This window comes from Bacillota bacterium, from assembly GCA_029961055.1.
GTDB lineage: Bacteria > Bacillota > Sulfobacillia > JAIMAT01 > JAIMAT01 > JAIMAT01.
Window position 1 is genome coordinate 19489 of the sequence record JASBVM010000009.1, and the last position, 23367, is coordinate 42855.

21 protein-coding genes are annotated in these 23367 nt (G+C 74.0%); 8 read left to right on the forward strand and 13 right to left on the reverse strand.

Translation table 11 applies throughout. The features are described 5' to 3' along the window. Positions 1-28: 28 nt before the first annotated feature. The 9 genes from gpmI to QJR14_03215 all read right to left on the reverse strand — a co-directional run bounded on the left by gpmI (position 29) and on the right by QJR14_03215 (position 9341). The gene (gene gpmI / locus QJR14_03175; protein MDI3316612.1) at positions 29-1606 is read right to left on the reverse strand and encodes a 2,3-bisphosphoglycerate-independent phosphoglycerate mutase; all 1578 of its coding nucleotides are present in this window, start codon (positions 1604-1606) and stop codon (positions 29-31) included. 68 nt (positions 1607-1674) lie between these two features. Further along, the gene (tpiA, locus tag QJR14_03180) at positions 1675-2490 is read right to left on the reverse strand and encodes a triose-phosphate isomerase (GenBank protein MDI3316613.1); all 816 of its coding nucleotides are present in this window, start codon (positions 2488-2490) and stop codon (positions 1675-1677) included. Then, positions 2483-3661: a phosphoglycerate kinase gene (locus QJR14_03185; protein ID MDI3316614.1), complete on the reverse strand. Its 1179-nt coding sequence runs from the start codon at positions 3659-3661 to the stop codon at positions 2483-2485. Before QJR14_03185 ends, tpiA begins: the two co-directional genes overlap by 8 nt. A 75-nt stretch (positions 3662-3736) precedes the next feature. Beyond that, complete coding sequence (gap, locus tag QJR14_03190) at positions 3737-4747, reverse strand: type I glyceraldehyde-3-phosphate dehydrogenase (GenBank protein MDI3316615.1); 1011 nt, start codon at positions 4745-4747, stop codon at positions 3737-3739. Positions 4748-4911: 164 nt separating this feature from the next. Beyond that, positions 4912-5880, reverse strand: a complete 969-nt coding sequence (locus QJR14_03195; protein MDI3316616.1) for a Na/Pi symporter — start codon at positions 5878-5880, stop codon at positions 4912-4914. A gap of 146 nt (positions 5881-6026) precedes the next feature. Next, positions 6027-6734, reverse strand: a complete 708-nt coding sequence (locus tag QJR14_03200) for an HAD family hydrolase (protein MDI3316617.1) — start codon at positions 6732-6734, stop codon at positions 6027-6029. Continuing rightward, complete coding sequence (locus QJR14_03205) at positions 6731-7663, reverse strand: hypothetical protein (protein ID MDI3316618.1); 933 nt, start codon at positions 7661-7663, stop codon at positions 6731-6733. Before QJR14_03205 ends, QJR14_03200 begins: the two co-directional genes overlap by 4 nt. Next, a complete protein-coding gene (gene hemL, locus QJR14_03210) occupies positions 7660-8961 on the reverse strand; it encodes a glutamate-1-semialdehyde 2,1-aminomutase (GenBank protein MDI3316619.1) in 1302 nt (433 codons plus the stop codon). The genes QJR14_03205 and hemL overlap by 4 nt, the downstream gene beginning before the upstream one ends. A 41-nt stretch (positions 8962-9002) precedes the next feature. Continuing rightward, positions 9003-9341 carry a thioredoxin family protein gene (locus QJR14_03215; GenBank protein MDI3316620.1) on the reverse strand — a complete coding sequence of 113 codons (339 nt, stop codon included), beginning with the start codon at positions 9339-9341 and terminating at the stop codon, positions 9003-9005. Between the two features lie 526 nt (positions 9342-9867). On the opposite strand from QJR14_03215, the gene QJR14_03220 reads away from it, so the two are divergent. The 3 genes from QJR14_03220 to QJR14_03230 all read left to right on the forward strand — a co-directional run bounded on the left by QJR14_03220 (position 9868) and on the right by QJR14_03230 (position 13809). Beyond that, positions 9868-11232, forward strand: coding sequence for an alkaline phosphatase family protein (locus QJR14_03220; protein MDI3316621.1), 1365 nt, complete (start codon positions 9868-9870; stop codon positions 11230-11232). 213 nt (positions 11233-11445) lie between these two features. Further along, the gene (locus QJR14_03225) at positions 11446-11724 is read left to right on the forward strand and encodes a GlsB/YeaQ/YmgE family stress response membrane protein (GenBank protein ID MDI3316622.1); all 279 of its coding nucleotides are present in this window, start codon (positions 11446-11448) and stop codon (positions 11722-11724) included. Between the two features lie 258 nt (positions 11725-11982). Beyond that, positions 11983-13809, forward strand: a complete 1827-nt coding sequence (locus tag QJR14_03230) for a S9 family peptidase (protein ID MDI3316623.1) — start codon at positions 11983-11985, stop codon at positions 13807-13809. Between the two features lie 114 nt (positions 13810-13923). Here the strand turns inward: QJR14_03230 and QJR14_03235 are convergent, their stop codons facing one another. After that, entirely contained in the window at positions 13924-14421 is a 498-nt protein-coding gene (locus tag QJR14_03235) for an NUDIX domain-containing protein (GenBank protein ID MDI3316624.1), read from the reverse strand. 3 nt (positions 14422-14424) lie between these two features. Then, complete coding sequence (wrbA, locus tag QJR14_03240; protein ID MDI3316625.1) at positions 14425-15045, reverse strand: NAD(P)H:quinone oxidoreductase; 621 nt, start codon at positions 15043-15045, stop codon at positions 14425-14427. A 241-nt stretch (positions 15046-15286) separates the two neighbouring features. Between wrbA and QJR14_03245 the strand changes: the two genes are divergently transcribed. The 4 genes from QJR14_03245 (at position 15287) to QJR14_03260 (ending at position 19608) form a co-directional block, all read left to right on the forward strand. Next, positions 15287-16189 (forward strand): DegV family protein, encoded by a 903-nt coding sequence (locus QJR14_03245; GenBank protein ID MDI3316626.1) that lies wholly within the window; start codon positions 15287-15289, stop codon positions 16187-16189. A gap of 57 nt (positions 16190-16246) precedes the next feature. Then, positions 16247-16597: a hypothetical protein gene (locus QJR14_03250; GenBank protein ID MDI3316627.1), complete on the forward strand. Its 351-nt coding sequence runs from the start codon at positions 16247-16249 to the stop codon at positions 16595-16597. Between the two features lie 129 nt (positions 16598-16726). Beyond that, the gene (locus QJR14_03255) at positions 16727-18595 is read left to right on the forward strand and encodes a M1 family metallopeptidase (GenBank protein MDI3316628.1); all 1869 of its coding nucleotides are present in this window, start codon (positions 16727-16729) and stop codon (positions 18593-18595) included. After that, the gene (locus QJR14_03260; protein MDI3316629.1) at positions 18592-19608 is read left to right on the forward strand and encodes a hypothetical protein; all 1017 of its coding nucleotides are present in this window, start codon (positions 18592-18594) and stop codon (positions 19606-19608) included. Before QJR14_03255 ends, QJR14_03260 begins: the two co-directional genes overlap by 4 nt. A 70-nt stretch (positions 19609-19678) precedes the next feature. On the opposite strand, the gene QJR14_03265 is transcribed toward QJR14_03260, so the two are convergent. After that, entirely contained in the window at positions 19679-21010 is a 1332-nt protein-coding gene (locus tag QJR14_03265) for a 6-phospho-beta-glucosidase (protein MDI3316630.1), read from the reverse strand. An 8-nt stretch (positions 21011-21018) separates the two neighbouring features. Further along, a complete protein-coding gene (locus QJR14_03270) occupies positions 21019-21771 on the reverse strand; it encodes a PIG-L family deacetylase (protein MDI3316631.1) in 753 nt (250 codons plus the stop codon). 65 nt (positions 21772-21836) lie between these two features. Here QJR14_03270 and QJR14_03275 point away from each other — a divergent pair, with 65 nt between their 5' ends. Then, positions 21837-23228, forward strand: coding sequence for an MFS transporter (locus QJR14_03275; GenBank protein ID MDI3316632.1), 1392 nt, complete (start codon positions 21837-21839; stop codon positions 23226-23228). Positions 23229-23367 lie beyond the last annotated feature (139 nt).

The following is a 23367-nucleotide window of genomic DNA, read 5'->3' on the forward strand; positions in this document are numbered from 1 at the left end:
CGCCCCGGGCCCTCGGCCGGCTCCGCCCTCACCGCCGCCGGGAGGCCGCGGTCGCGGTCCCGGCGCCGTCGACGGGGCCGTCGCCCTCGCCGCCCGCCAGGAGGTCCCGTCCCTCCATCGCCTCCGGCCGCGGCAGCCCCAGGAGGCCCAGGGCGGTGGGCGCCACGTCGCGCAGCCCACCCGGCGCCAGCTCGCGGGGCTTCTCGCCGGGAACCACGGCGATGAAGGGGACCGGGTTGCTGGTATGCGCCGTGTGGGGCTGGCCGGTGGCCTCGTCCAGCATCTCCTCGGCGTTGCCGTGGTCGGCCGTGACCAGGACGGCACCCTGCCGCTCCAGGGCCGCCTCCACCACCTCGCCGACGCAGCCGTCCACCGTCTCCACCGCCCGCACCGCCGCGTCGAAGTCGCCGGTGTGACCGACCATGTCGGCGTTGGCGAAGTTGAGGACCACCAGCCGGTACTCCCGGGCCGCCAGCGCTCCGCGCAGCCTCTCCGCGATCTCCGGCGCGCTCATCTCCGGCTTCAGGTCGTAGGTGGCCACCTTGGGGGAGGGGACGAGGATCCGGTCCTCTCCCTCGAACTGGCGTTCCTCCCCGCCGTTGAAGAAATAGGTGACGTGCGCGTACTTCTCCGTCTCGGCGATGCGCAGCTGCCGCCCGCCCGCCCGCGCCACCAGCTCGCCCAGCGTGTCCGCCAGGTCGGGCTTGGGGAAGGCGACCGGGAGCGCCAGCCCCTCCTCGTAGCGCGTCATCGTGACGAAGCGAAGGTCGAGGCGCTCCACGGGGAAGGGGTCGAAGTGGGCGTCGGTCAGGGCGTGCGTCAGCTGGCGCGCCCGGTCGGCGCGGAAGTTGAAGAAGATGACGCCGTCGCCGGGGCGGATGCGACCCAGGGGCCGGCCGTCCAGGCGCTCCGGCGTGACCACCGTCGGCTGGACGAACTCGTCGCCCTCGCCGCGCTCGTAGGCGGCGTGGAGCGCGGCCACGGGGTCCGGGGCGGTCAGGCCGCGGCCCTCCACCAGCGCCCGGTAGGCGCGCTCGGTCCGCTCCCAGCGCCGGTCCCGGTCCATGGCGTAGTAGCGGCCGCTCACCGTGGCGATGCCGGGGAAGCCCAGGCTCTCCGCCTTCTCCTGCGCCTCGCGCAGGAAGGGCTCGGCGCTCCGGGGCGGGGTGTCGCGCCCGTCCAGGAAGGCGTGCACACAGACCTGGCGGAGCCCAACCCGGGCTGCCATCTCCAGCAATGCCAGCAGGTGGCGGATGTGGCTGTGGACGCCGCCGTCCGAGAGGAGGCCGAGGAGGTGAAGAACATGGCCGGAGGCGCGGGTCTCCTCCATCACCTGGCGCAGGACCGGGTTGGTGAAGAAGCTTCCTTCGCGGATGGCGCGGTCGATGCGGACCAGGTCCTGCCAGACGATCCTTCCCGCGCCGATGGTCAGGTGGCCTACATTGGAGTTCCCCATCTGTCCCGCGGTCAGCCCCACCGCCTCGCCGGAGGCGTCGAGCCGGGTATGGGGGTAGTCGCGCCAGAGCCGGTCCATCACCGGCGTCCGGGCGGCCAGGATGGCGTTCCCCCGGGCCGAGCGGCGGATGCCCCAACCGTCCAGCACCATCACCACGACAGGCCCCCGGACCGGCCGGGGGTCTCTCTCCCTCTCTCCCTCTTCGCTCACGCCCGCTCTCACCCGCCCCGGGCCGCCGCGGCGGCGACGATGGCCGCGAATTCCGCGGCCTCCAGGCTTGCCCCGCCGACCAGCGCCCCGTCGATCTCGGGATGCCCGAGGAAGCCGGCCGCGTTGGCGGCCTTGACGCTTCCTCCGTAGAGCACCCGCAGCTGCGAAGCTTCCTCTTCGGCTCCGAGCCAGCGCGCGGCGAGCTGCCGGATCCGCGCCGCCACCTCGCCGGCGTCGGCGGGCTGCGCCGCGCGGCCGGTGCCGATGGCCCAGACCGGCTCGTACGCCACCACCACCCGCTCCAGCGCCCCCGCGCCGAGCCCGGCCAGCGCGGCCGCCAGCTGCCGCGCCACCACGGCCTCCGTCCGCCCGGCATCCCGCTCCTCCGCCGTCTCGCCGACGCAGAGGATGGGGCGGAGCCCCGCCTCCAGCGCCACCGCCAGCTTCCGCTGGACGGTGGCGTCGTCCTCGCCGTAGATCAGCCGCCGTTCGGAATGGCCCACGATCACCCAGTCCGCGCCCGCCCCCCGCAGCATGCCGGCCGAGATCGCACCGGTGAAGGCCCCCGCCGGCCTCGGGTCCACGTCCTGGGCCCCCAGGGCCAGCCCCGAGCGGGCCAGCGCCTCGCCGGCGGCCGCGAGCCCCGTGAAAGGCGGGCAGAGGACCACCTCGGGCCGGCCGGCGCGCCCCGGGTCCAGGCCGCGCAGTTCCAGCTCCCTGCGCACCGCCGCCGCCAGCTCGCGAGCCTCCTGGGGCGCACCGCGGTTCATCTTCCAGTTGGCGGCCACCAGCGGCCGCCTGGTCGCGCGGCCGATCTCAGGCATCGGCCAGCGCCTCGATCCCGGGCAGCGACTTCCCCTCCACGAACTCGAGGGAGGCGCCGCCGCCTGTGGAGACGTGGTCGAAGCGGTCGGCCAGGTCCAGCTCGTCCACCACGCGCACCGAGTCGCCCCCGCCCACCACCTTGTAGGCGGGGGTCCGGGCGATGACCTCGGCGATGCGACGCGTCCCCTGGGCGAACTCGTACCACTCGGTGACGCCCAGCGGCCCGTTCCAGAAGATGGTCTTCGCCTTGCGGATCTCGGCGCTGAAGCGCTCGACCGTCCTGGGGCCGATGTCCATCGCCACCCACGTCTCGGGCACCGCGTCCACCATCACCACCTGGTGGTCGGCCGTCTCCTCGAAGAAGTCGCCCACCACCAGGTCGATGGGGAACTGGAGCTCGTGGCCGATGGCGTCGGCGCGGTGGACCAGCGCCCGGGCCTCGCCCGCCAGCTCCGGCTCCACCAGGGACTTGCCCATCCTGTGCCCCAGCGCGAGCAGGAAGGTGTTGGCCATCCCCCCGCCCATCAGCATGACGTCCGCCTTCTCCAGGAGGGCCCGCAGGATGGGCAGCTTGTCCTTCACCTTGGCGCCGCCCACCACCACCACGTAGGGGTGCTCCGGCTCGAAGAGCTTGGAGAGGCCCTGGATCTCCCTCTCCATCAGGAAGCCGGCCACGCCCTCGAGCCGGCTTCCCACCCCGGCGGTGCTGGCGTGGGCGCGGTGCGAGGAGCCGAAGGCGTCGTTCACCCAGAGGTCGCCGAGTCGTGCCAGCGCCTCCACGTACTGCGGGTCGTTCCTCTCCTCGCCGATATGGAAGCGGAGGTTCTCCAGCAGCAGGATCTCGCCCGGCTGGAGCCGCGCCACCATCGCCTCCACCTCGGGGCCGACGCTGTCCGGCGCCAGGGGGACCGGACGGCCGAGCAGCTCGCCCAGCCGGCGGGCCACCGGGGCCATGCTCAGCCCCGGCACCACCTGCCCCTTGGGCCGGCCCAGGTGCGAGCAGGCGACGACGCGCGCCCCGTGCTCCAGGAGGTAGCGGATCGTGGGCAGCGCCGCGCGGATGCGGGCATCGTCGGCCACCCAGCCTTCCTGGAGGGGGACGTTGAAGTCGACGCGGAGGAGGACCCGCTTGCCTCGGACGTCGACGTCGCGGACCGTCTTCTTGGCCATGGACCTGCACCTCCTCGGCCGGTGGGCCCGGGCGGGCTGCACCGGCATCCGGCGTCCGCCAGGCGGCCGCCCCGGTCAGAGCCCCTTCTTGGCGAGGAAGCGGACGAGGTCGAGCAACCGCGCCGAGTATCCCCACTCGTTGTCGTACCAGGCGAACGTCTTGACCAGGCGGCCCTCCGTCACCATGGTGGAGAGCTCGTCGATGATGGAGGAGTAAGTGGAGCCCTTGTAGTCCATGGAGACCAGCGGCTCCCTGCTGACGCCCAGGATGCCCTTCATCGGCCCGGCCGCCCAGCGTTCGAAGGCTTCGTTCACCTCCTCCACGGTGACCTCCCGGGAGAGCTCGGAGACCAGGTCGGTGATGGAGACGGTGGGCGTGGGCACGCGCAGCGAGACGCCGTTCAGCTTGCCGTTCAGCTCCGGCATCACCTTCCCGATGGCGCGGGCGGCGCCGGTGCTGGTGGGGATGATGTTCAGCCCGCCCGCCCGGGCGCGGCGGAGATCCTTGTGGGGCAGGTCGAGGATGCGCTGGTCGTTCGTGTAGGAGTGGACGGTGGTCATCAGCCCCCGGACGACGCCGAACTCCTCGTGGAGCACCTTGACCATGGGGGCCAGCGAGTTGGTGGTGCAGCTGGCGTTGGAGACGACGTGGTGCCTGGCCGGATCGTACTGGTCGTCGTTGACACCCAGGACGAGGGTGATGTCCTCCCCCTTGGCCGGGGCGGAGATGATCACCTTCCTGGCGCCGCCCTTGTCGATGTGGAGCTGGGCGTGCTCGCGGTCGGTGAAGCGCCCCGTCGACTCGATGACGATGTCGACGCCGTACTCCCGCCACGGGATCTGGCCGGGATCGGTGTGCTGGAGGAAGGCAATCCTCCGGTCATCGACCAGGATGTTCCCCCCCTCGGCACGGACGTCGTGCTCCCAGACGCCATAGTTGCTGTCGTACTTCAGGAGCAGGGCGAACGATGCGACGTCGGCCACGTCGTTGACGGCGACCACCTCCACGTCCCGGTCCTCCCAGGCCTGGCGCGTGAACCGCCGCCCGATGCTGCCGAAGCCGTTGATACCGACGCGCACGGTCATGGTTTCCGGCCTCCTCCCTGCCACGGATCCGATGGGAAGCCCGGACCCGAAATCGAAAGGCTTTTTCGCCTGGTGTCGTTTTTCCAGGCCGGTCCTCGCACATTATAACCATCGCCCGTAGTCTCCCCGGGCGCCAGGGGAAGCAGGCCGGATCCGCCGGCCGGTCAACCGCCCGGCCGGGCACCGGGCGCGAGCCTGTAGGCCCATCGCGCCAGCGGGCGATGAAGGAGCAGGGCGGGCAGCGCCGCCGCCAGGTTGAGGAGCGTGTAGGCCACCGCCAGCCTCGCCGCGGGCTCACCCGCCAGCCCCGCCGTCGCCGCCTCCAGCCCCTGGCGCCCCAACAGGAGCCAAGCCAGATCGGCGGCGAGATTGAAGAGGAGCTGCGCCGCCGCCACCGCCCGGCCCCGCCGGCCCGCCGCCGCCGCCGCGATCAGCGTGTCGGCCACCGTACCCAGATCGTTCCCCAGCAGGACCGGGAGCGCCTGGCCGAAGCTGAGCAGCCCTGCGCCCAGCAGCTCCTCCAGCAGCCCCACCGTGAAGGCGGAGGAGAAGGCGGCCGCCGTCGCCGCCACCCCCAGGAGGAAGCCCCGCCCGGCCCCGCCCGCCCCCGTCTCCAGGAGCGTCGCCCAGCGGTCCGCCCCTCCGGTCCCCTCCAGCGCCAGCCGCGCCGCCTGGCCGAGCAGGTCGAGGCCCGCGAGGAGCGCTCCCGTCGCCGCCGCCGCGCCCGCCGTCGCCCGCCTGGCCGGGCCCCGCAGGCGGCGGAAGGCCAGGCGGCCCAGCGCCCAGAGCGCCAGCCCCGCCGGCCAGGGCAGCGCCACCGCCATCAGGTGGGCGCTGGCGGTGGAGCCCACGTTGGCGCCCAGGACCATCGCCACCGCCGCCGGCAGCTCCAGCACGCCGGCGTCGGCCAGCCCTTCCAGGAGGATCACCCAGGCGCTGGACGAGCCGAGCAGCAGGGTGCCGGCAAGACCGACCAGGAAGGCGCCCAGGGGCCGCCCGCCCGCCGCCCGCACCGCCCTCGCCAGCCCGGGCGAACCGGCGCCGGCCGCGCCAGCCTCGGACGCCTGCCGGAGCGCCAGCAGCACCAGGCCCAGGCCCGCCGCCAGCCGCGCCAGCCAGGCGGCCCAGGCCATACCATCGCCCCCGGCCGACGCCTATGCCGGCCGGCTCCCGGCGAGACCGCGGCGCTGGCAGAAAGGCGTCCTTCCTCCAGATGCCCGGCCTGCACACGGCGCCCTCCTCCCGGGCGGACGCACCCGGCCAGGGGCGCCGTACAGGCTCAGGCCGCCTCTCCGGCGAAGAAGCGCAGCACCTCGTCCAGGTCGCCCCTCCGCTCCACCGGCCGCGCCCGCTCCAGGTTCTTGGGCAGCCGCTCGACGAAGAAGGTGTGGATGCCCAGCTCCGCCGCCACCATGTCCTGCGCCATGTCGTTGCCCAGCATCCAGCTCTCCTCGGGGCGGGCGCCCAGGCGCTCGAGGATCTCCCGGTAGTAGCCCAGGTGCGGCTTCGTGTAGTGCATCTCCTCGTACGTCGTGACCAGGCTGAAGGGGAGGTCGTCCAGCCCCGCCCAGCGCAGCCGCTCCCGGATCGCGGCCTCGGGGAAGACCGGGTCGGTGGCGACCGCCACCTGCCAGCCGGCCGCGAGCGCCGCCTCCACCGCCACCCGTGCCTCCGGCCAGCGTTCGCTGAAGCCCGAGAGCGCCGGGAAGACCTCTCGGTAGAACCCGTCGATGGCCTCCCGCACGGCCGCCTCCCGCCCGGGCCCGAGCCCGCGGTAGAAGACCCGCTCGAAGCGCTCGGCGTTCCGCAGCCGGCCGTCAACCGCCTGGTAGAGCGCCGCCAACCCCTCCTCCATCCGCGCCGCCAGATCCCGCGGCTCCAGGAGCGGGGCCAGGTGACGGCTGAGCGCCTCCATGTAGGGCGGGAAGAAGCGGCCGATGTCGAAGCCGAGCAGCGTCCCATCCAGATCGAACAGGGCGGTTCTCACCGCTCGATGCCTCCTTCCTCTCGCGAACCGGGAGGTCGGGGATCCGAGGGCTCCGGCGCGGGGGGTTGCGGCGCGGGCGGCTGCGTTTCCGGCGGCACCGCCCGGCTCGGCAGGGTCAGGCGGGCCGCGCTCACCTCCACCCCGCCGATGAGGAGCGCGGTCAGCTGCTCCACCCGGGTGGCCACCCGCTCCTGGACCTGGCGCAGGACGTGGTGGAGGCGGTGCCCGTAGACCAGCTCCAGCTCCAGGGCCAGCTCGATCCGGCCGGAGCGCTGTTCCACGCGGCAGCGGAGCACCTCCCGGACGCCCGGCACCTGCCTCGCCTCGTAGGCGGCCAGCGAGCGCAGGGCGTGGCGGGAGATGGAGAAGTGACCGAGGCGGCTGTAGGTCGGCCGGACGACCGACCGCTCCACCCAGGCGGTGCCGTGCCGCCGGAGCCGCAGGAAGAGGACGACGGGGTCGATCAGGTAACCCGGGAAGCTGCGCCGGACCTCCAGCGTGGGCGCGGGGATCACGTGCCTGCCCGTGCTCTGCCGCTCGCCCAGCGCCTGCCGGATCTCTTCCTCGCTGGCCAGCTCCTCGATCCGCCGCATGCGCGCCGGCAGGGCCAGGTCGAGGGCGGCACAGATCCGCTCCACCATCGCCTCCGAGGTGCCGATGACCAGGAGCGGCACGCCGGGCCGGGCGTCCAGGGCGGCCCGCACCTCGGCCCGGTGGGCCGGGTCGCTCAGGATCGCCGTCCGCACGGCGGCGATCAGGTTGGGCGCCCGCTTGGCCGAACGCCCCGCCACGATCCGCTCCCGCTCGATCAGGAGGCCGTCGTCCAGCAGAAGCGGGCAGCCCAGGTCGTAGGCGAGCTGGGTGGCGCGGTGGCTCTTGCCGGTCCCCGCCGCACCCACCAGCGCCTCCACCCGCCGCCGGTCGCTCATCCCCGCTCCGCGCGGGCGATCGCCTCCATCACCTCGCCCGCCGCCTCCAGCGCCCGGTCGATGTCCGCCTCCCCATGCGCCAGGGAGACGAAGTCGCTCTCGAAGGGGGAGGGCGGCAAGTAGACGCCCCGCTCCAGCATGCCGTGGAAGAAGGCGGCGTACCGCTGGCGGCTGGCCCGTTCCGCGCCCCCCAGGTTGCGCACCGGCTCCGCCGTGAAGAAGGGCGTCGACATGGACCCGCGCCCGTTGACCACCAGAGGAAGCCCCGCCGCCTCCGCCGCCGCCCGCAGACCGCGGCGCCACCGCTCGCCCAGCTCCTCCAGGCGCCGGTAGACCCCGGGCCGCTCCAGCTCGCGAAGCGTGGCCAGGCCCGCAGCCACCGCCAGCGGGTTGCCCGAGAGCGTTCCCGCCTGGTAGACGGGCCCCGTGGGCGCCAGCTGCTCCATCAGCCGCCGCGGTCCCGCCACCGCCGCCAGCGGCAGCCCGCCACCGATCACCTTGCCCAGGCAGGTCAGGTCGGGTTCGATGCCCAGCTGGTTCTGCACCCCGCCCCAACCCAGGCGGAAGCCCGTGATCACCTCGTCGAAGATGAGGAGGGCGCCCGCCCGCCGGCTCTCCTCCCGCAGGAGCTCGAGGAAGCCGGGCTCGGGCTCGACCACGCCCATGTTGCCGGCGACGGGCTCGACGATCACCGCCGCCGTCGCCTCGCCCTGCTCGCGGAAGTAGGCGCGGACCGCCTCCTGGTCGTTGTACTCGAGGACGCTGGTCTCCTGCGCCAGCGCCGCCGGCACGCCGGGGCTGGACGGAACGCCCAGCGTCAGGGCCCCCGAGCCCGCCTCCACGAGGAGGCTGTCCGAGTGGCCGTGGTAGCAGCCGCGGAACTTGAGGATCCGGTCGCGCCCGGTCGCCGCCCGGGCGAGGCGGAGGGCGGTCATGGTCGCCTCGGTGCCGGAGTTGACGAAGCGGACCTGCTCCACCGAGGGGATGGCGCCGGCGATGGTCTCGGCCAGCTCCACCTCGCCCAGGGTCGGAGCCCCGAAGCTGGTACCGCCCGCGGCCGCCTCCCGGACCGCCTCGACCACCGCCGGGTGGGCGTGGCCCAGGATCAGCGGTCCCCACGAGCAGACGAAGTCCAGGTAGCGGTTGCCGTCCAGGTCCTCGATCCAGGCGCCCTGCCCGCGGGCGATGAAGGGGGGCTTCCCCCCCACCGCTCCGAAGGCCCGGACCGGGCTCGAGACACCCCCGGGAATGCGTTCGGAGGCGCGCTCGAAAGCGGCCTCCGAACGGTACCGTTCCACCTCGTTCCATGCCTCCTCCGGGTGCCGCGAAGTCGAGCGGGTTATCCCTTCTCGCTCTTCCCGAGGAGTTCGCCGATCCGCCGGGCCAGCTCCTCCTTCTTGCGGAAGCCTTCCAGCCGCGCGATCTCCTGCCCCTGGCGGAAGACCAGGAGGGTGGGAACGTTCTTCACCCCGTAGACCATGGCGCTGACCGGGTTCTCGTCGACGTTGAGGCGGAAGATCTTCAGGTCGGGGCGCTCCTCGGCCAGCCGGCCGATCTCGGGTTGGAGCGCCAGGCACGGCCTGCACCAGGGCGCCCAGAACTCGACCACCGTCACCAGCTCGCAGTGGTAGACCTGCTCCGCGAAGGTGAAATCGCTCAACTCGGCCAGCTCGCCCATCCTCCTAGCCCTCCTTTCCGCCTCTCCAGGCTTGCGGCCGGTATTCGACGGTCGCGAGCGGCCGCCCTGCTGGAACGGTATGTTGCCCGCAGCCACCTCCTGGAATTCGTCCCGCAACCTGGTCTCCGGCCCAGCGCCTCTCCCTCGGGCAGGCGGGGGTCGCTCCGAGGCGCCGCTTCGGGCGGCTCGCGCAGGTGAACCGCAAGCGCGAAGGGGGAACGAGGCGATACCGCGGGTGGCGGACCGCCGCCTCCGAAGCTGGCTCGCTGGAGGCGCGCCGGAAACGCCAGCCGACACCGGAAGCCCGCGCCGATCGGCTCTTCCCCCGGCGGGCGCCGTTGCCCGTCCCGTGCGGTGGCGAACGGGACGTTGCCCGCGGCAGGGGGAGCCCTTCCTTCGTTGCCTTGCCGGTCGCCGGCTCCGCACCCCGGCCAAGCCCCGGCGAATAACCTGCCACCACCGGCAGCACCACCCGTGCGGAGAGCCGGCCGGCACCGCTGCCGGAGCTGGAGGTGGGGGTGGAGCGATGCGCATCCGCCGCGTGCTGATCCTCGATCTCTCCGGCGTGCCCGTCCGCGCGCTGGACGAAGGCTGGGCGCCCAACCTGGCTCGTCTTGCCTCAGCCGGCGACCGGCGCCGGCTTAGGCCTCCCTTCCCCTCGGCCGCCTCCACCTTCCATGCGACGCTGGTGACGGGGCGACCCACCCGGCTCCACGGCATCGTCGCCGACGCCTTCTACGACCGCGACCTGATGCGCCCCATCACCTGGGCCAATTCGGCGCGGCTCCTGCAGGCCCCGCCGCTCTGGAGCTGGGAGGGCGGCGGGCGGCTGTGCGTGGCCACCCTCTTCTGGTCCAACTCCTGGGGGGCCAGCGCCGACGCGGTGGTCGCCCCGCCGCTCCCCAGCGCCCCCTGGGCCAGCGACAGCCCGCCGGTGGGTTGTTCCACCCAGCCGGAGGAGCTCTCCGAGGCGCTCACCCGCGCGGTCGGTCCGCTCAGCTCCGACGACTGGTGGGGACCCCAGGCGGGGCTCCGTGCCGCGCGCTGGACCATGGCCGCCATCGGCCGCCTGCTGGAGTGGCGGCGGCCGCACGTCCTCCTGGCCTACCTGCCCCAGGCCGGCCATACCGCGCGTCGCCTCGGCCCGGAGAGCGCCGAGGCCAGGGCGGCGGTGACCCGTCTCGACCGCGAGGTGGGCCGGCTGCTGGCCGAGCTCGACCACCGGGGCACCCTCGCCTCCACCGCCGTCCTCGCCCTCTCCGGCCGCGCCATCCGCCCGGTCTCGCGCCCGGTGCCGCTCAACCGCTTCCTGCGCGAGGCCGGCCTCCTGGCGGTCCGCCGCTCCGGCGGCCGGCTCTACCTCGACCTGGGGAGAAGCGCCGCCTTCGCGGTCTGCGACCAGCAGGTGGCCCACATCTACCTCCAGGGGGCACGCGCGACCGACGTCCGGCATGCCCTGGAGTCGCTCCCCGGCGTCGCCGCCCTGCTGGAGGAAGCGGACCTGCGCGCGCTGGACGCGGACCACCCGCGATCCGGCGACCTGGTCGCCATCGCCGAGGCGGGCGCCTGGTTCCCCTACGACTGGTGGGACCGGCCCGAGGAGGCCCCGCCGGTGGCGCGGCGCGTGGAGCCGACGGGGAAGCCGGGGGTCGACCCGCTGGAGCTCCTGGCCGGCCCGGAAGGGGTCCCCCTGGACCGGACGGTGCTGCGCGGCTCCTTCGGCTCCCTGGCCGACAGCCCCGAGCAGGGGTGGCTGGTCAGCTCCCGGCCCCTTCCCCGGCAGGTGGAGAGCGAGGAGATCGGCGCCGACGAGGTGGCCGCCGTCCTGGCCGCCTGGCTCGGCCTTCAGCCCGAGCACGAGCTCGCCCGGGCCGGGATCCACCCGGCCTGAAACGGCCCATGCCGGAGAGCGCCCGCGCTCGCACGACCGAGACCGGATGCGTGCGGGCCATGTCCGGTCCCGTTGGTGACCCGTCATCGTGGTGGAAAACCTCTCACCGGCCCGCGCTTCCCTGACCAAATTCGACCTTCGCGGCTACAGTAGGGGTGGCAGCCGGATTCCACCGCTGCCGGATCTTCGGTCCTCGGTTCGAGTGGGAAGGAGGTGTCGAAGATGCTCGGTGTGTACGGTTGGATCGCCGTCATCGTGGTCGGCCTGGTGGTCGGCTGGCTGGTGGGCAGCTACGCCCTTCCCAACAAGGAGTATCCGGCCGGCTGGGTCGGCTATCTGGCAGCCGGCCTGGTGGGCGGCGTGGGGGGCGGCTGGATCCCCGGCAACTGGGGCTGGACGCTGGACCATGCCAACATGATCGCCGCCATCGTCGTCGCGGCCGTCCTGACCTACGTCGTCGGGCTCTTCGGCAAGGCGAAGGCCAGCACCTGAGCCTTTCCGCCAGGACAGCCGGTGACCGGAAGCGAGCGATTCGTCGGGTCTGATTCCTTCGTCGGGTCTGATTCCTTCATCGGATGAGCGCGTGCGGGGAGCCGGGGAGGCTCCCCGCACCGCTTCGCATGCCCGGCGCCCCGCCTTGCAGCCAGGCCCCCGCGGTCCCGTCGGACGGGCCTCGCGCGCCGTCTTTGGGCCGTGCCACAGGGCCGCCCCAGGAAAATCCCGGTTATCATGGGCGTCGGAGGTGAGTCCGTGCCCAGCTTCGAACAGTACTTCGCCATCCGGCGCATGGCCGGCGCCGCCTTCAGCGCCGACGGCCGCGATCTGCTCTACGCCATCGACACCAGCGGCCAGTTCAACCTGTGGCGGCACCCCCTGGAGGGAGGCTGCCCCGAACAGCTGACCGCCTTCGACCGCGGGACCGTACGGATGTTCGCAGTCTCCCGGGATGCGCGGCACCTGGCGCTCCTGGTCGACCAGGACGGGGACGAGCGCTACCAGGTCTACCTCCTCCCCGCCGAGGGCGGGTGGCCGCGGCGGCTGACCCCGCGCGACGACGTCCAGTACCTCTTCACCCCCGGGGCCTTCTCCCCGGACGGCCGGCGGCTGGCCTACGCCGGCACCGAGAGCCGTCCCACCGACATGGAGCCGCTGGTGGCGGAGCTGGAGACGGGCGCGACGCGGCCGGTGGCGAGCGCGCCCGGGCGGAACCGTTACCCGGTCGGCTGGTCCCCCGACGGCTCGCAGCTCCTCGTCCTCGACCAGGAAGGGAACACGCAGGCGAACCTCTACCTGGTCCGCCCGGAGGATCCCGAGGCCGAGCCCCAGCTCCTGACGCCGCACGAGGGCGAGGCGATCTACAGCCCGGGTCCGTGGAAGAAAGACGGCTCCGGCTTCTTCCTTCTCACCAACCAGGAGCGCGAGTTCACCGGCCTCGCCTTCTACCACCTGGCGGAGCGGCGCATGGAGTGGCTGGCCACGCCGGACTGGGACGTGGAGGAGGTGGCGCTGGGCGCCGACGAGCGCCACCTGGCCTACACGGTGAACGAGGCCGGCGTCAGCCGCCTCCACGTGCTCGACTTGGCCGCAGGGGAGGAGCTGGACCTCCCGCCCATCCCCCAGGGCGTCATCCGCAGCCTGGACGCCTCGCCGCGCAGGGGCTCGGTCCAGCTCAGCTTCCTCCTGGCGCGAGGAAGCCAACCCGCCGACGCCTACCTGCTCGACGTCCCGGAGGGCGAGCTCCGCCGCCTCACCCGGAACCACCTGGGCGGCCTGCGCCGCTCCGATCTGGTCGAGCCGGAGCTGGTCCACTTCACCAGCTTCGACGGCCGCGAGATCCCGGCCTGGCTCTACCGGCCGCGGGCGGCGGAGGGGGGGCGGCGGGCGGCGGCGCTGCTCTCGATCCACGGCGGTCCGGAGAGCCAGGAGCGGCCGCTCTACATGTACGGCGGCCTCTACCAGGTCCTCCTCGACCGCGGCATCGCGGTGCTGGCGCCCAACATCCGCGGCTCCACCGGCTACGGCAAGAGCTACCAGAAGCTGATCCACCGCGACTGGGGCGGCGGGGAGCTGCGCGACCTGGAGGCGGCCGTCCGCTGGCTGCGCGGCCAGCCGTGGGTCGACCCTGCGAGGATCGGCGTCTTCGGCGGGAGCTTCGGCGGCTTCGCCACCCTCTCGTGCGTCACGCGGCTCCCGGAATACTGGGCGTGCGGCGTCTCGCTGATGGGCCCCTCCAACCTGGTCACCTTCACCCGCGCCGTCCCGCCCAGCTGGAGGAAGGAGATGGCCAACTGGGTCGGCGACCCCGACGAGGACCGGGAGATGCTCCTGGAGCGCTCCCCCATCACCTACGTCGACCGGGTCCGCTGCCCCATGCTGATCATCCAGGGGGCGCAGGACTTCCGCGTGGTCAAGTCCGAGTCCGACCAGATGGTGGAGGCGCTCCGCGGCCGCGGGCTGGAGGTGGAGTACCGGGTCTTCGAGGACGAGGGGCACGGTTTCACCCGGCGCTCCAACCAGGAGAAGGCGTACCGCGAGGTGGTCGACTTCCTGGTGAGGCACCTGGTTGCGCAGGGCTGAGCGCGGCTCCGGCAGCCCGCGCGGGCGCCGGGAGGTGAGGCGGCGGGCCGCGCGGCCCGCCGCCTCACCGTCTTCCGGAGTCCCGGGCGGCGGGGTCTTCGGGCGGCGGGGCCCTCAGGCCGGGGGCGGCTCGAGGCCCAGCCGCAGCAGGGCCTTCCGGATCGCCTCCCGGTCGTCGGGCCCCACCGCCAGCGCGGGGTCGCCGGGGTCGAGCCAGGCCAGCTCGGTCAGCTCGCCTTCCTGGGGGTGGAGCGGCCCGTCGCCGGGCACCTCGACCAGGAAGTAGTACCGGAGCGAGTGGAAGGCATGGTCGAAGAAGCTGACGTACCCCTCCGCGAAGTGCACGGGCTCGAGCAGGCGCGGGCGGAGGCCCGACTCTTCCTCGAACTCGCGTTCAAGCCCTTCCGCCAGGCTCTCCCACGGCTCCACGCCGCCCCCGGGCAGTTCCCAGCGCCCGGTGAAGACCGAGCGGCCCAGGAGGACCCGCCCCTCCACCACCGCCACGCCGTAGGCGGCCGGGCGCCAGCGCACCTGTTCGGCGGGGAAGCTGCGCGGCTCGCCGCGCACGGTGGGGCAGACGATCTGGCGGCGGGGCGGGCGGATCCGTGCCAACGCTCAGTCCTCCGCTTCGCTCCCGGCCAGGAGCCGGCGGCTGACGCGGATCACCCGGCGCGCCAGGTAGCGCGCCGCCTGTTCCGCCGCCTCGGGGACGGGCCGGTCCGGCCGGGCGGTGACGCTGACACCGTAGGGGTTGCCGCCCGCGGCGAAGACCGCCTGGTCGGTGTAGCCGGGCGGCACCAGGATGCAGCCCCAGTGGTGGAAGACGTTGTAAAGGGCGAGGAGGGTGCTCTCCTGCCCGCCGTGGTCGTTGGAGGCGCTGGTGAAGCCCGCCGCCACCTTGTCCGCCAGCTTCCCCCGGGCCCAGAGCGGCCCCGTGGTGTCGATGAACTGCTTCAGTTGCGAGGCCACGTTGCCGAAGCGGCTGGGCGTGCCGAAGAGGTAGGCGTCCGCCCACTCCAGGTCGTCATACCCCGCCTCCGGCACCTCTCGGGTCGCCTCCAGGTGGGCGCGCCAGGCGGGGTTGGCGTCGATGGCCGCGTCGGGCGCCAGCTCGTGCACCTTGCGGAGACGGACCTCCGCCCCTTCCTCCCGCGCCTCTGCCTCGGCCGCCGTGGCCAGACGGTGGATGGTGCCGGTCGAACTGTAGTAGATGATGGCGAGACGGACCGCTCGCATGCTGGGTGTATCGCCTCCCGGACCCCCATGGTAGCGCAACCCGCTCCACGTCAAGCCGCGGCCGGATGAAGCCGGTCACCGCCCGTCTTCGACCCCTCGGTAGCCAGGTGGGGCCGTCCCCCTCGCCGTATCCCGGGATCGGGAGACCTGCGGCATCTGCTCCCGGCTCCCGGGTCGGCTTCCGCCCCGGCCCGGCGACCGGGGGATCGGGAGGAAGGGGAGGGGAGAGTCCTTGCAGCCGGTGGGGATCGTCGTCGACTCCAGCAGCGACCTGCCGCGGACGGCGCTGGAGGAGCGCGGGATGGAGTCCGCGCCCATCGTGGTCATCCTCGACGGCCAGGAGGTGGAGGTGGGCCCCGAGCTGGAGGTGGCCCGCTTCGCCCGCCGGCTCGCCGCCACCCCGTTGGAGCGGGTGAGCACCTCCGGCGTCAACGTCGAGGCCTGGAGCGCCGCCGTGGAACGGCTCCGGCGGCAGGGCGCGGGCGCGGTCCTCCTCCTCGCCCTCGCCTCCCGGCTGAGCGTCACCCACCGCAGCGCCCTGGCCGCCGCCGAACTGGCGGAACCCTTCCCCGTCCGGGTGGTGGACGCGGGCACGGCTTCCTGCGGGCTGGCCGCGCTGGCGCTGGGCGCGGCGCGATGGGCGGCGGCGGGCGCCAGCCTGGAGAGGCTGGAACGGTGGACGGCGGAGGCGACCGGGCGGACGCGGACGGTGGTGGCCAGCACGGAGACCCGGCTTCTTCGCCACATCGGCCGCCTGGACGCCGGGGAGGGCGAGGGGCGCGGGGGCGACCCGGAGAAGGCCCGCTACGTCCTCCTGGAGATCGGCCAGCGGATCCGCCCCGTCGGGGTGGCCCGGGACGAGGCGGAGGCGGCGGAGCGGATGGTGGAACTCCTCCGCCCGAGCTGGGTGGAGGGAGCGCCGGAGCCGGGCGGCTGGCAACTGGTGGCGGCGCACGCCGGCAACCGGCCGGCCGCCGACCGGCTGGAGCGGCTGCTCGACCGGGAGCCAGGCCTCGCGGGGCGCTCCGACCTCTTCCGCATCGACGGCGCCCCCATCCTCGCCCTCCTCTCCCGTTCGCTGGACGGCTTCGGCCTGGGACTGGCCCCGCGGCCGGAGCTCCCCGCAGGCGGCCCGGGCGTATGAGGCGGTGCCAAGAGGGGAAGGGCTTCCGGATGCAGGGAGGGATGGAGCACGGGCTCCGTGGCGCGCTGGCTGATCGCGGCCCTGCTCCTGCTGGCGGGCGCCGTGCTGGTCCTCGTCTGGGGCGGCCGGTACGAGGCGGCGGCGGCCCACTGGGCGAACCAGCTCTATGGGAGTCCGGGCAGCCAGCAGGCGGCGCGCGCCCTGGCGCAGATGGAGATCGCCCGCATCCGCTACCTCACCCGGGAGGTGAGCACGGTGGCGCTGACCCTGGCCGCGCTCTGGCTCCTCCTGCGGGCGCCCGCCGCCTGGTTCGAAGCGCTGGACCCACGGCTGGAGCGGTGGGTGGGCCGGACGGGGAAGCGGGCTCGCGAGCGCTTCCTCGTCCGGCCAGGAGATCGCCGCGAGTGAGTCGAAGGGGCTGAGCCTTGGAGGGAGACGATCATCGACCTGCGGCACCGCTCCCGTAGGCGGCTTCTGGTCCTGCTGCCCCTTCTCGCGCTCCTCCTCGGCGCCGCGGCCCCGGCCGCGGTCGATCCCGTGCCGGGGCTGGGCGGGCTTCCTTCGCCGCCGCCCCCCGTGGTCAGCTACCGCATCGACGTCCGCCTCGACCCGGCCACGCACCGGCTGACGGGACGGGAGCGGATCGTCTGGCGGAACCGCTCGACGCTCACCGTGGACGCCCTCTACCTGCACCTCTACATGAACGCCTTCTCCGGCCCCGATACCAGCTTCATGCGCGAGTCGGGCGGCCAGCTGCGCGGGATCCGCTGGGATTCGCGCCACCCGGGGTGGATCCGGGTGGAGGGCCGGCCCCTGGAGGTCGTCCAGCCCGACGACCACAACCCGCACGACCGGACGCTGGCCCGGCTGCCGCTGGAGCGGCCCGTGCCGCCGGGCGGCAGCACCACCGTCGACCTGGCCTTCCAGGTGCAGCTGCCCAGGGTCTTCGCCCGTGCGGGCTACGCCGGCGATTTCGTCATGGCCGGCCAGTGGTTCCCCAAGGTGGCGGTGCTGGAGCCGGCGGGGACACGCGGCCGGAGCCGGCCGGGATGGAACCTCCACCAGTACCACGCCAACAGCGAGTTCTACGCCGACTACGGCGACTACGACGTCCGCATCACCGTGCCCGACCGCTACGTGCTGGGGGCGACGGGGGTGGAGGCCGGGCGCTCCACGCCGGAGAAGGGGTGGAAGACGGTCCGCTTCCTGGCCGAGGCGGTGCACGACTTCGCCTGGACGGCCGACCCCCGCTTCGTGGCGCGGGAGCGGACCTTCCGGGCTCCGGGTCTGCCGCCGGTGCGGGTCCGGCTCCTGCTCCAGCCGGAGGACGTCGCCTCCGCCGGCCTCCAGTTCCGCGCGCTGGAGGGCGCCTGGAAGCTTTTCGGCAGGGCGTGGGCGCCCTACCCCTACCCTGTTCTGACCGCCGTCGACCCGCCGTCCGGAGCGGAGGGCGCCGCCGGCATGGAGTACCCGACGCTCATCGTGGGCGGCTACCCCGGCCCCGGCCCGCACCGGCCGGACGACCCGGCGCTGGCCGACGTGCTTCTCCACGAGTACGCCCACCAGTACTGGTACGGCCTGGTCGGCTTCGACGAGACCGAGGAAGCCTGGCTCGACGAAGGGCTCGCCACCTATTCGGAGATGCGCGCCATGGAGGCGCTGCTGCCCCGCGCGCCGTTCAGCCCCAGCCTGCTGGGCCTGCCGCTGCCGCCTCCGGCGCCGACCGGCCCGCTCCGCTGGCTGAGGCCCGGGGAGCCGCCGCTGGTGCTGACCGGCAGCGCCCTGATCCGCCTCCCGTACATCCCCAGCCTGCCGCCGGACCGGGTCCGGCCGGCCTGGCAGGAGACCGACGACAACGCCTACTGGTACACCGCCTACGGCCAGCCGGGCCTCTTCTACCGCAGCCTGGAAGGCTACCTGGGCCGTGCCGTCTTCGACCGGGCGCTGGCCACGCTGGTGCGGCGCTATGCCTGGCAGCACCCCTCCACCGACCAGGTGCGCGCCGTCTTCGAGGAAGTCTCCGGCCGCCCGCTGGGCGATCTCTTCCGCCAGTTCCTCACCGGCACCCGGCGCGTCGACTACGGCATCGACGCCGTCCGCAGCGGGGGCGGCCAGACCCGGGTGACGCTCCGCCACCTGGGCGACGGAAGCTTCCCGGTCCGCGTGGTGGCCGTCTACGCCGACGGCAGCCGGCGCGCGCTCACCTGGGACGGTCGCGGGCAGCAGCTGGAGCTGGCCTTCCCCGGTTCCCCGGCGGAGGTGCGCGTGGCCGACGGCCTGGCGCTGGACGCGGACCGGGCTGATGACGTCTGGCGGCGCCAGCCGCCGGCCTGGCCCCTCGCCCGCTGGTGGGGCGAGCTGGCCTACCTGGTGGAGCTGGTGCTGAGCGGAGGGGTGCTCTGGTGAGAAAGCTCGCGCGCGCCATGCTGGCCTTCGTCCTGCGCCACCGCGGCGCGCTCCTGGCAGCCTGGCTGCTGACGGCGGCGCTGGGCGCCCTGCCCTGGCTGGCGGTACCCGGTCTGGCCGCCCTGGCGGCGGCGATGCCCGCGCGGCCGGACGGCTGGGCGACAGCCGACGCAGGCTGGCTCCTGGAGGTCTTCGCGGGCCCGCATGCGCCGCTCTCGGGGCCGCCGGCGCCCACGCCGGCCAGCTTCCCCACCGGCGCGACACCGGGGGCAGGCATGCCCTCCCCGGAGGCCACCCTGACCGGAAGCGCGCTGGTCCTCCTGCTGGTGCCGCTCCTGGCCTGGCTGCTGGGACCGCTTCTGGCCTCACTGACGCTGGGGCGCGCGCTCCTGGCGGAGGCACGGGGCGGCGACCGGGCGCGCGGGGAGCTGTGGGCCGATCTCCGCCTCGTGGTGGGCCCGTTTTACCGGCTCTGGGCGGCCGGCATCCCGTGGACGCTGGCGGTCGCCGCCCTCTTCGGCGCGGCCGGGGCGATCCTGGGCCGGATCGCCTCGCCGCGGGGAGCCGCGGCGGCCGCGCTGGTCGCCGCCGCGCTGGGTGCGGGGCTGGCCCGCCTGGCGGTGGACGCCGGCCGCCCGGCCATGCTGCGCGCGGCGGGAGCGGGCCTGCGCCCGGCCGCCTGGCCGCTCTTCCGCGCGCTCCTGCGGCCGAGCGCCTGGCCGCTCTGGGCGACCCTGGTCGCGCTGGCGGCGGGGATCGGGGTGGCGGGACGGTTCCTGGCCGCGCTCCAGGGGTGGGTGGTCTGGAGCTGGCTTCCTGCGCCGGCGCCGGGGACGCTGCTGCTGCTCTTGCTGCAGCAGCTGGCCGTCCTCCTCCAGACGGCGCTCCACTTCGCCGGCGCCGGGGCGGGGGCGGCCTTCGACGGTTGGCCGGAGGGCGCCGCCGTCCCCGCACCGGCGGCGCCTCCCACCCTGCGCGAGACGGCGGCGGTGGGGGCGGAGCCGGAGCGCTGAGCCGCCTCCCGGCCCCGGCGGTGCCGCCGTCGCGCCGACACCCCGCCTCGCCGCCCGGCCTCCCCGCCGGTCAATCGCGGAAGAAGCGGGGCAGGTAGGGTCGCTGCGCCTCCAGGAGCTCCTCCAGCAGCTCCCTCGCCACCCGGAGGCCGGGCACCAGCGGGTGGGCCGCCAGCGCCGCCAGAGCCGTCCCGCGGTCGCCGCTGACCGCCGCCTCGATGGTCAGCTCCTCGTACGCCTTGACCGCCTGCATCAGCCCGCGCAGCTCCGGCCGCAGGCGACCGTGGGAGACGGCGCGGACCCCCCAGGGCCCGACGCTGGTGTCCACCTCCAGCACCGCCTCCGGCGGCATGTCGGGCGTCGCCCCCCGGTTGGGCACGTTGAGCACGTGGAGGGCCGGGCGCCCGGTCCAGAGCGACTCCATGGCGCCCAGGGCAGCCTCGGAGTACCAGGCGCCGCCGCGCTGACCCAGCTCCGCCGGCGGCTCCGCCCGGCCGGGCTGGCGGTAGAGCTCCAGGAGCTGCCGGTCGATCCTCTCCACGCGGTCGGCCCGCGTCCCCTCGCCCGCCTCCAGCAGCCGCCTCGCCTCGTCCACCGTCGCCTCGCGCAGGAAGTAGTACCGGAGATACGGGTTGGGGATCATCCCCAGGCGCCGGGCGTAGGCCAGAAGCGTCTCCACCTCCGGCGAGGAGGGCTCCAGGGCGGGCAGGTTGGCCACCACCTCCTGCACCGCCGTGGGCGAGGCCAGGACCTGGTCGGTGATCTCCCGGCCGTCCAGGAAGACCCGGCTCCAGGAGAGGTGGTTGAGCCCGATGGTGCGGAGGGTGACCCTCTCCTCCGCCACCCCCAGCGCCCGCGCCACCCCGCGCTGCAGGCCGAGCGGCACGTTGCAGAGGCCGAAGCTCCTCACCTTGGGCTCGTGGCGGTGGATCGCCTCGGTCACCAGGCCGGAGGGGTTGGTGAAGTTGATCAGCCAGGCGCCGGGCGCCCGCTCGCGCACGTCGGCCGCCAGCTCCAGCGCCGGCGGCACCGTCCTCAGCGCCAGGCTGAAGCCGCCCGGCCCGGTCGTCTCCTGGCCGATGACGCCGTGACGGAGCGGGATGCGTTCGTCCCGGCCACGGGCGGCGGTGCCGCCCACCCGGAACTGGCTGATGACGAAGTCCGCCCCCTCCAGCGCGGGCTTCCGGTCGTAGGCCACCTCCACCCGCGCCGGGTGGCCCGCCCGGGCAAACATCCGGCGGACCAGGCCGGCCACCGCCTCCACCTTCTCCCGTCCCTCGGGCACGTCGACCAGGATCAGCTCGTCCAGCGGCAGGCTCTCCCTCCGCCGGAGGAAACCCTGGGCCAATTCGGCGGTGTAGAGGCTGCCGCCGCCGATCACCACCACGCGCAAGGACGCCACCTCCCGTCTCAGGAGACCGCCGCGTCGACGTTGAAGTGGAGCGCGACGGTCGGGAGCACCTTGAACGCCTCGGCCAGCTCGCAGCCGGCGGCGGCGCCATGCTCCCGCGCCTTCGCCTCCAGGTAGCCGCTCACGGAGGGCCAGCTCTCGGCCGGGAACTGGCTCCGGTGCGCCTGGAGCGCCCGGATCTTGAGCGGCCACGTCTCGCCCACGTCGACGCGGACGTTGGGGGCAGCCGTCCCGTAGAAGCCGACCGCCTTCACCTCGTGCCCCCTCTCCGGTCCCTCCCCGGCCCGGAGGGCCCAGGGGAAGGCGGCCAGGAGCGCCGCGGCCGCCGCCGCCAGACCGGTCACCCGGTGGTCCGGGTGGGCCTCGTAGGGAAGCCAGGGGTCTGGCGCCAGCACCACCTCGGGCTGGAAGGCGCGGATCTCCCGTGCCAGCGCCAGGCGGACGGCGCCCTCGTCCAGCACGCCCCCGTCGGGGAAGCCCAGCCAGCCCATCTCCGCCACACCCAGGATCCGGGCGGCCTCCTCCGCCTCGCCGCGCCGGATCGCCGCCAGTTCGGCCGGCGTCTGGCGGGGGTCGGGGCTGCCGACGCCCCCGTCGGTCACCGTCACCAGCCGCACCCGGCCGCCGGCACGGGCGAGGCGGCCCACCGTGGCGCCGGCACCCACCTCCATGTCGTCGGGGTGGGGCTGGATGCAGAGGATGCGCCGCACGGAGAGCAGATCCGGAACGGGCACCAGGTCGGTGATGCGCATGAAAGCCACCTCCGCCGCGGCAGGCAAGGCCTGCCGCCCTGTCGAACAGGGTTTCGGGACAGGGGGTGCGACTCCTGGAGAGGTGGCGGAAGATCGCCTACAGCTCCGGCTCGCTGGGAAGCGCGCTGCTCAGCCAGGCGTTCGGAGCTTTCATCCTCTTCTTCTACGAGGATACCGTCAAGCTGCCCGTGGCCGCGGTGGGGACGCTCTTCGGACTTTACGGCATCTGGAACGCCATCAACGACCCGCTCTTCGGGTACCTCTCGGACCGGACGCGCACCCGCTGGGGGCGGCGCGTGCCGTACATCGCGCTGGGCTTCCTGCCGCTGGCGGTCTCCTTCGCCCTGGTCTGGTCGCCGCCCGTGGAGGCGGGGACGACCCCGCTGCTGGCCTACTTCTTCGGCATCATCTTCATCTTCGACGGCCTCTACACGCTGGTCATCCTCAACTGGACGGCGCTCTTCCCGGAGATGTTCCGGACGCTGGAGGAACGCGCCCAGGTCTCCGCCTGGCGGCAGATCTTCACGGTGGTGGGGGCGCTGCTGGGCATGGCGGCGGCACCTCTCCTCTACGGCAGCCGGCTGGGCTGGGCGGGGATGGGCTGGCTCTTCGCCCTCGTCGCCGCGCTGTCGCTGGGCGTCTCGCTCCTGGGGAGCCGCGAGGGCGCCACCGGGCGGGCGGGGAGCGAGGAAGCGGTCCTCTCCCCCTGGCTGGCGCTCCGCTACACCTTCTCCAGCCGCTCCTTCCTCTTCTACGTGCTGACCAGCTTCTCGCTCCAGCTCAACTTCACGCTCCTGCCCTCGGTGGTCCCCTTCTTCACCAAGTACGTCCTCCGCGTGGGCAGCACCGAGACCTCCATGCTCCTGGGCGTCATCTTCGTCGTCGCCTTCCTGGCCATGATCCCCTGGTCGCGGGTGACGGTCCGGATCGGCGCCCGCGCGGCCATCATCCGCTCCGCCATCCTCTTCGCGCTGGTCCTCTGGGGCTTCCTCCTCGTCCAGACCTTCGCCCAGGCGCTGGTGGTCGCCGCGCTGGCGGGGGTCGGCCTGGCCGGGCAGATGATGCTCCTGGACGTGCTGATCGCCGACGTGATCGACGAGGACGAGCTCCGCACCGGCGTCCGCCGCGAGGGGATGTACTTCGGCATGCAGGCGCTGATCATCCGCCTGGGCATCGCCGTCCAGGCGCTGGTGATGACGCTCACCCAGCTCCTCACCGGCTACGATCCGCACCTGGCGGTCCAGCCGCCGCGGGCGCTCCTCGGCCTCCGGGTGCTCCTGGGCGTCGTGCCCAGCCTCTTCGTCGCCATCGGCGTCGTCTCCATGCTCTACTACCCGCTCTGGGGGCCGCGCCTGGCCGAGGTGAGGGCGCAGCTGGCCGCGCGGCAGGCCGCCGGCGCGGTCACCCCGGCCGGCGGACCGGGCGCGTCCGGGCCGGCGTCGGGGAGCGGAGCCTGAGACGGCGGCCCTCGCCCCGGGCGGCCCCGCGGCCGAGCGGACGGCCGCCCTGCTCGCCCACCGTCCGGAGGTCCGGCGCCGCCTTCTCGCCTGGTACCGGGCACGGGGGCGTTCGCTTCCCTGGCGGCGGACCCGGGAC

Excerpts from the sequence above, each read along its gene's own strand:
- gpmI (MDI3316612.1), bottom strand. The coding sequence starts at position 1,606 with ATGGTGCTGGACGGTTGGGGCATCCGCCGCTCGGCCCGGGGGAACGCC.
- tpiA (MDI3316613.1), bottom strand. The coding sequence starts at position 2,490 with ATGCCTGAGATCGGCCGCGCGACCAGGCGGCCGCTGGTGGCCGCCAAC.
- QJR14_03185 (MDI3316614.1), bottom strand. The coding sequence starts at position 3,661 with ATGGCCAAGAAGACGGTCCGCGACGTCGACGTCCGAGGCAAGCGGGTC.
- gap (MDI3316615.1), bottom strand. The coding sequence starts at position 4,747 with ATGACCGTGCGCGTCGGTATCAACGGCTTCGGCAGCATCGGGCGGCGG.
- QJR14_03195 (MDI3316616.1), bottom strand. The coding sequence starts at position 5,880 with ATGGCCTGGGCCGCCTGGCTGGCGCGGCTGGCGGCGGGCCTGGGCCTG.
- QJR14_03205 (MDI3316618.1), bottom strand. The coding sequence starts at position 7,663 with ATGAGCGACCGGCGGCGGGTGGAGGCGCTGGTGGGTGCGGCGGGGACC.
- QJR14_03215 (MDI3316620.1), bottom strand. The coding sequence starts at position 9,341 with ATGGGCGAGCTGGCCGAGTTGAGCGATTTCACCTTCGCGGAGCAGGTC.
- QJR14_03220 (MDI3316621.1), top strand. The coding sequence starts at position 9,868 with ATGCGCATCCGCCGCGTGCTGATCCTCGATCTCTCCGGCGTGCCCGTC.
- wrbA (MDI3316625.1), bottom strand. The coding sequence starts at position 15,045 with ATGCGAGCGGTCCGTCTCGCCATCATCTACTACAGTTCGACCGGCACC.
- QJR14_03270 (MDI3316631.1), bottom strand. The coding sequence starts at position 21,771 with ATGCGCATCACCGACCTGGTGCCCGTTCCGGATCTGCTCTCCGTGCGG.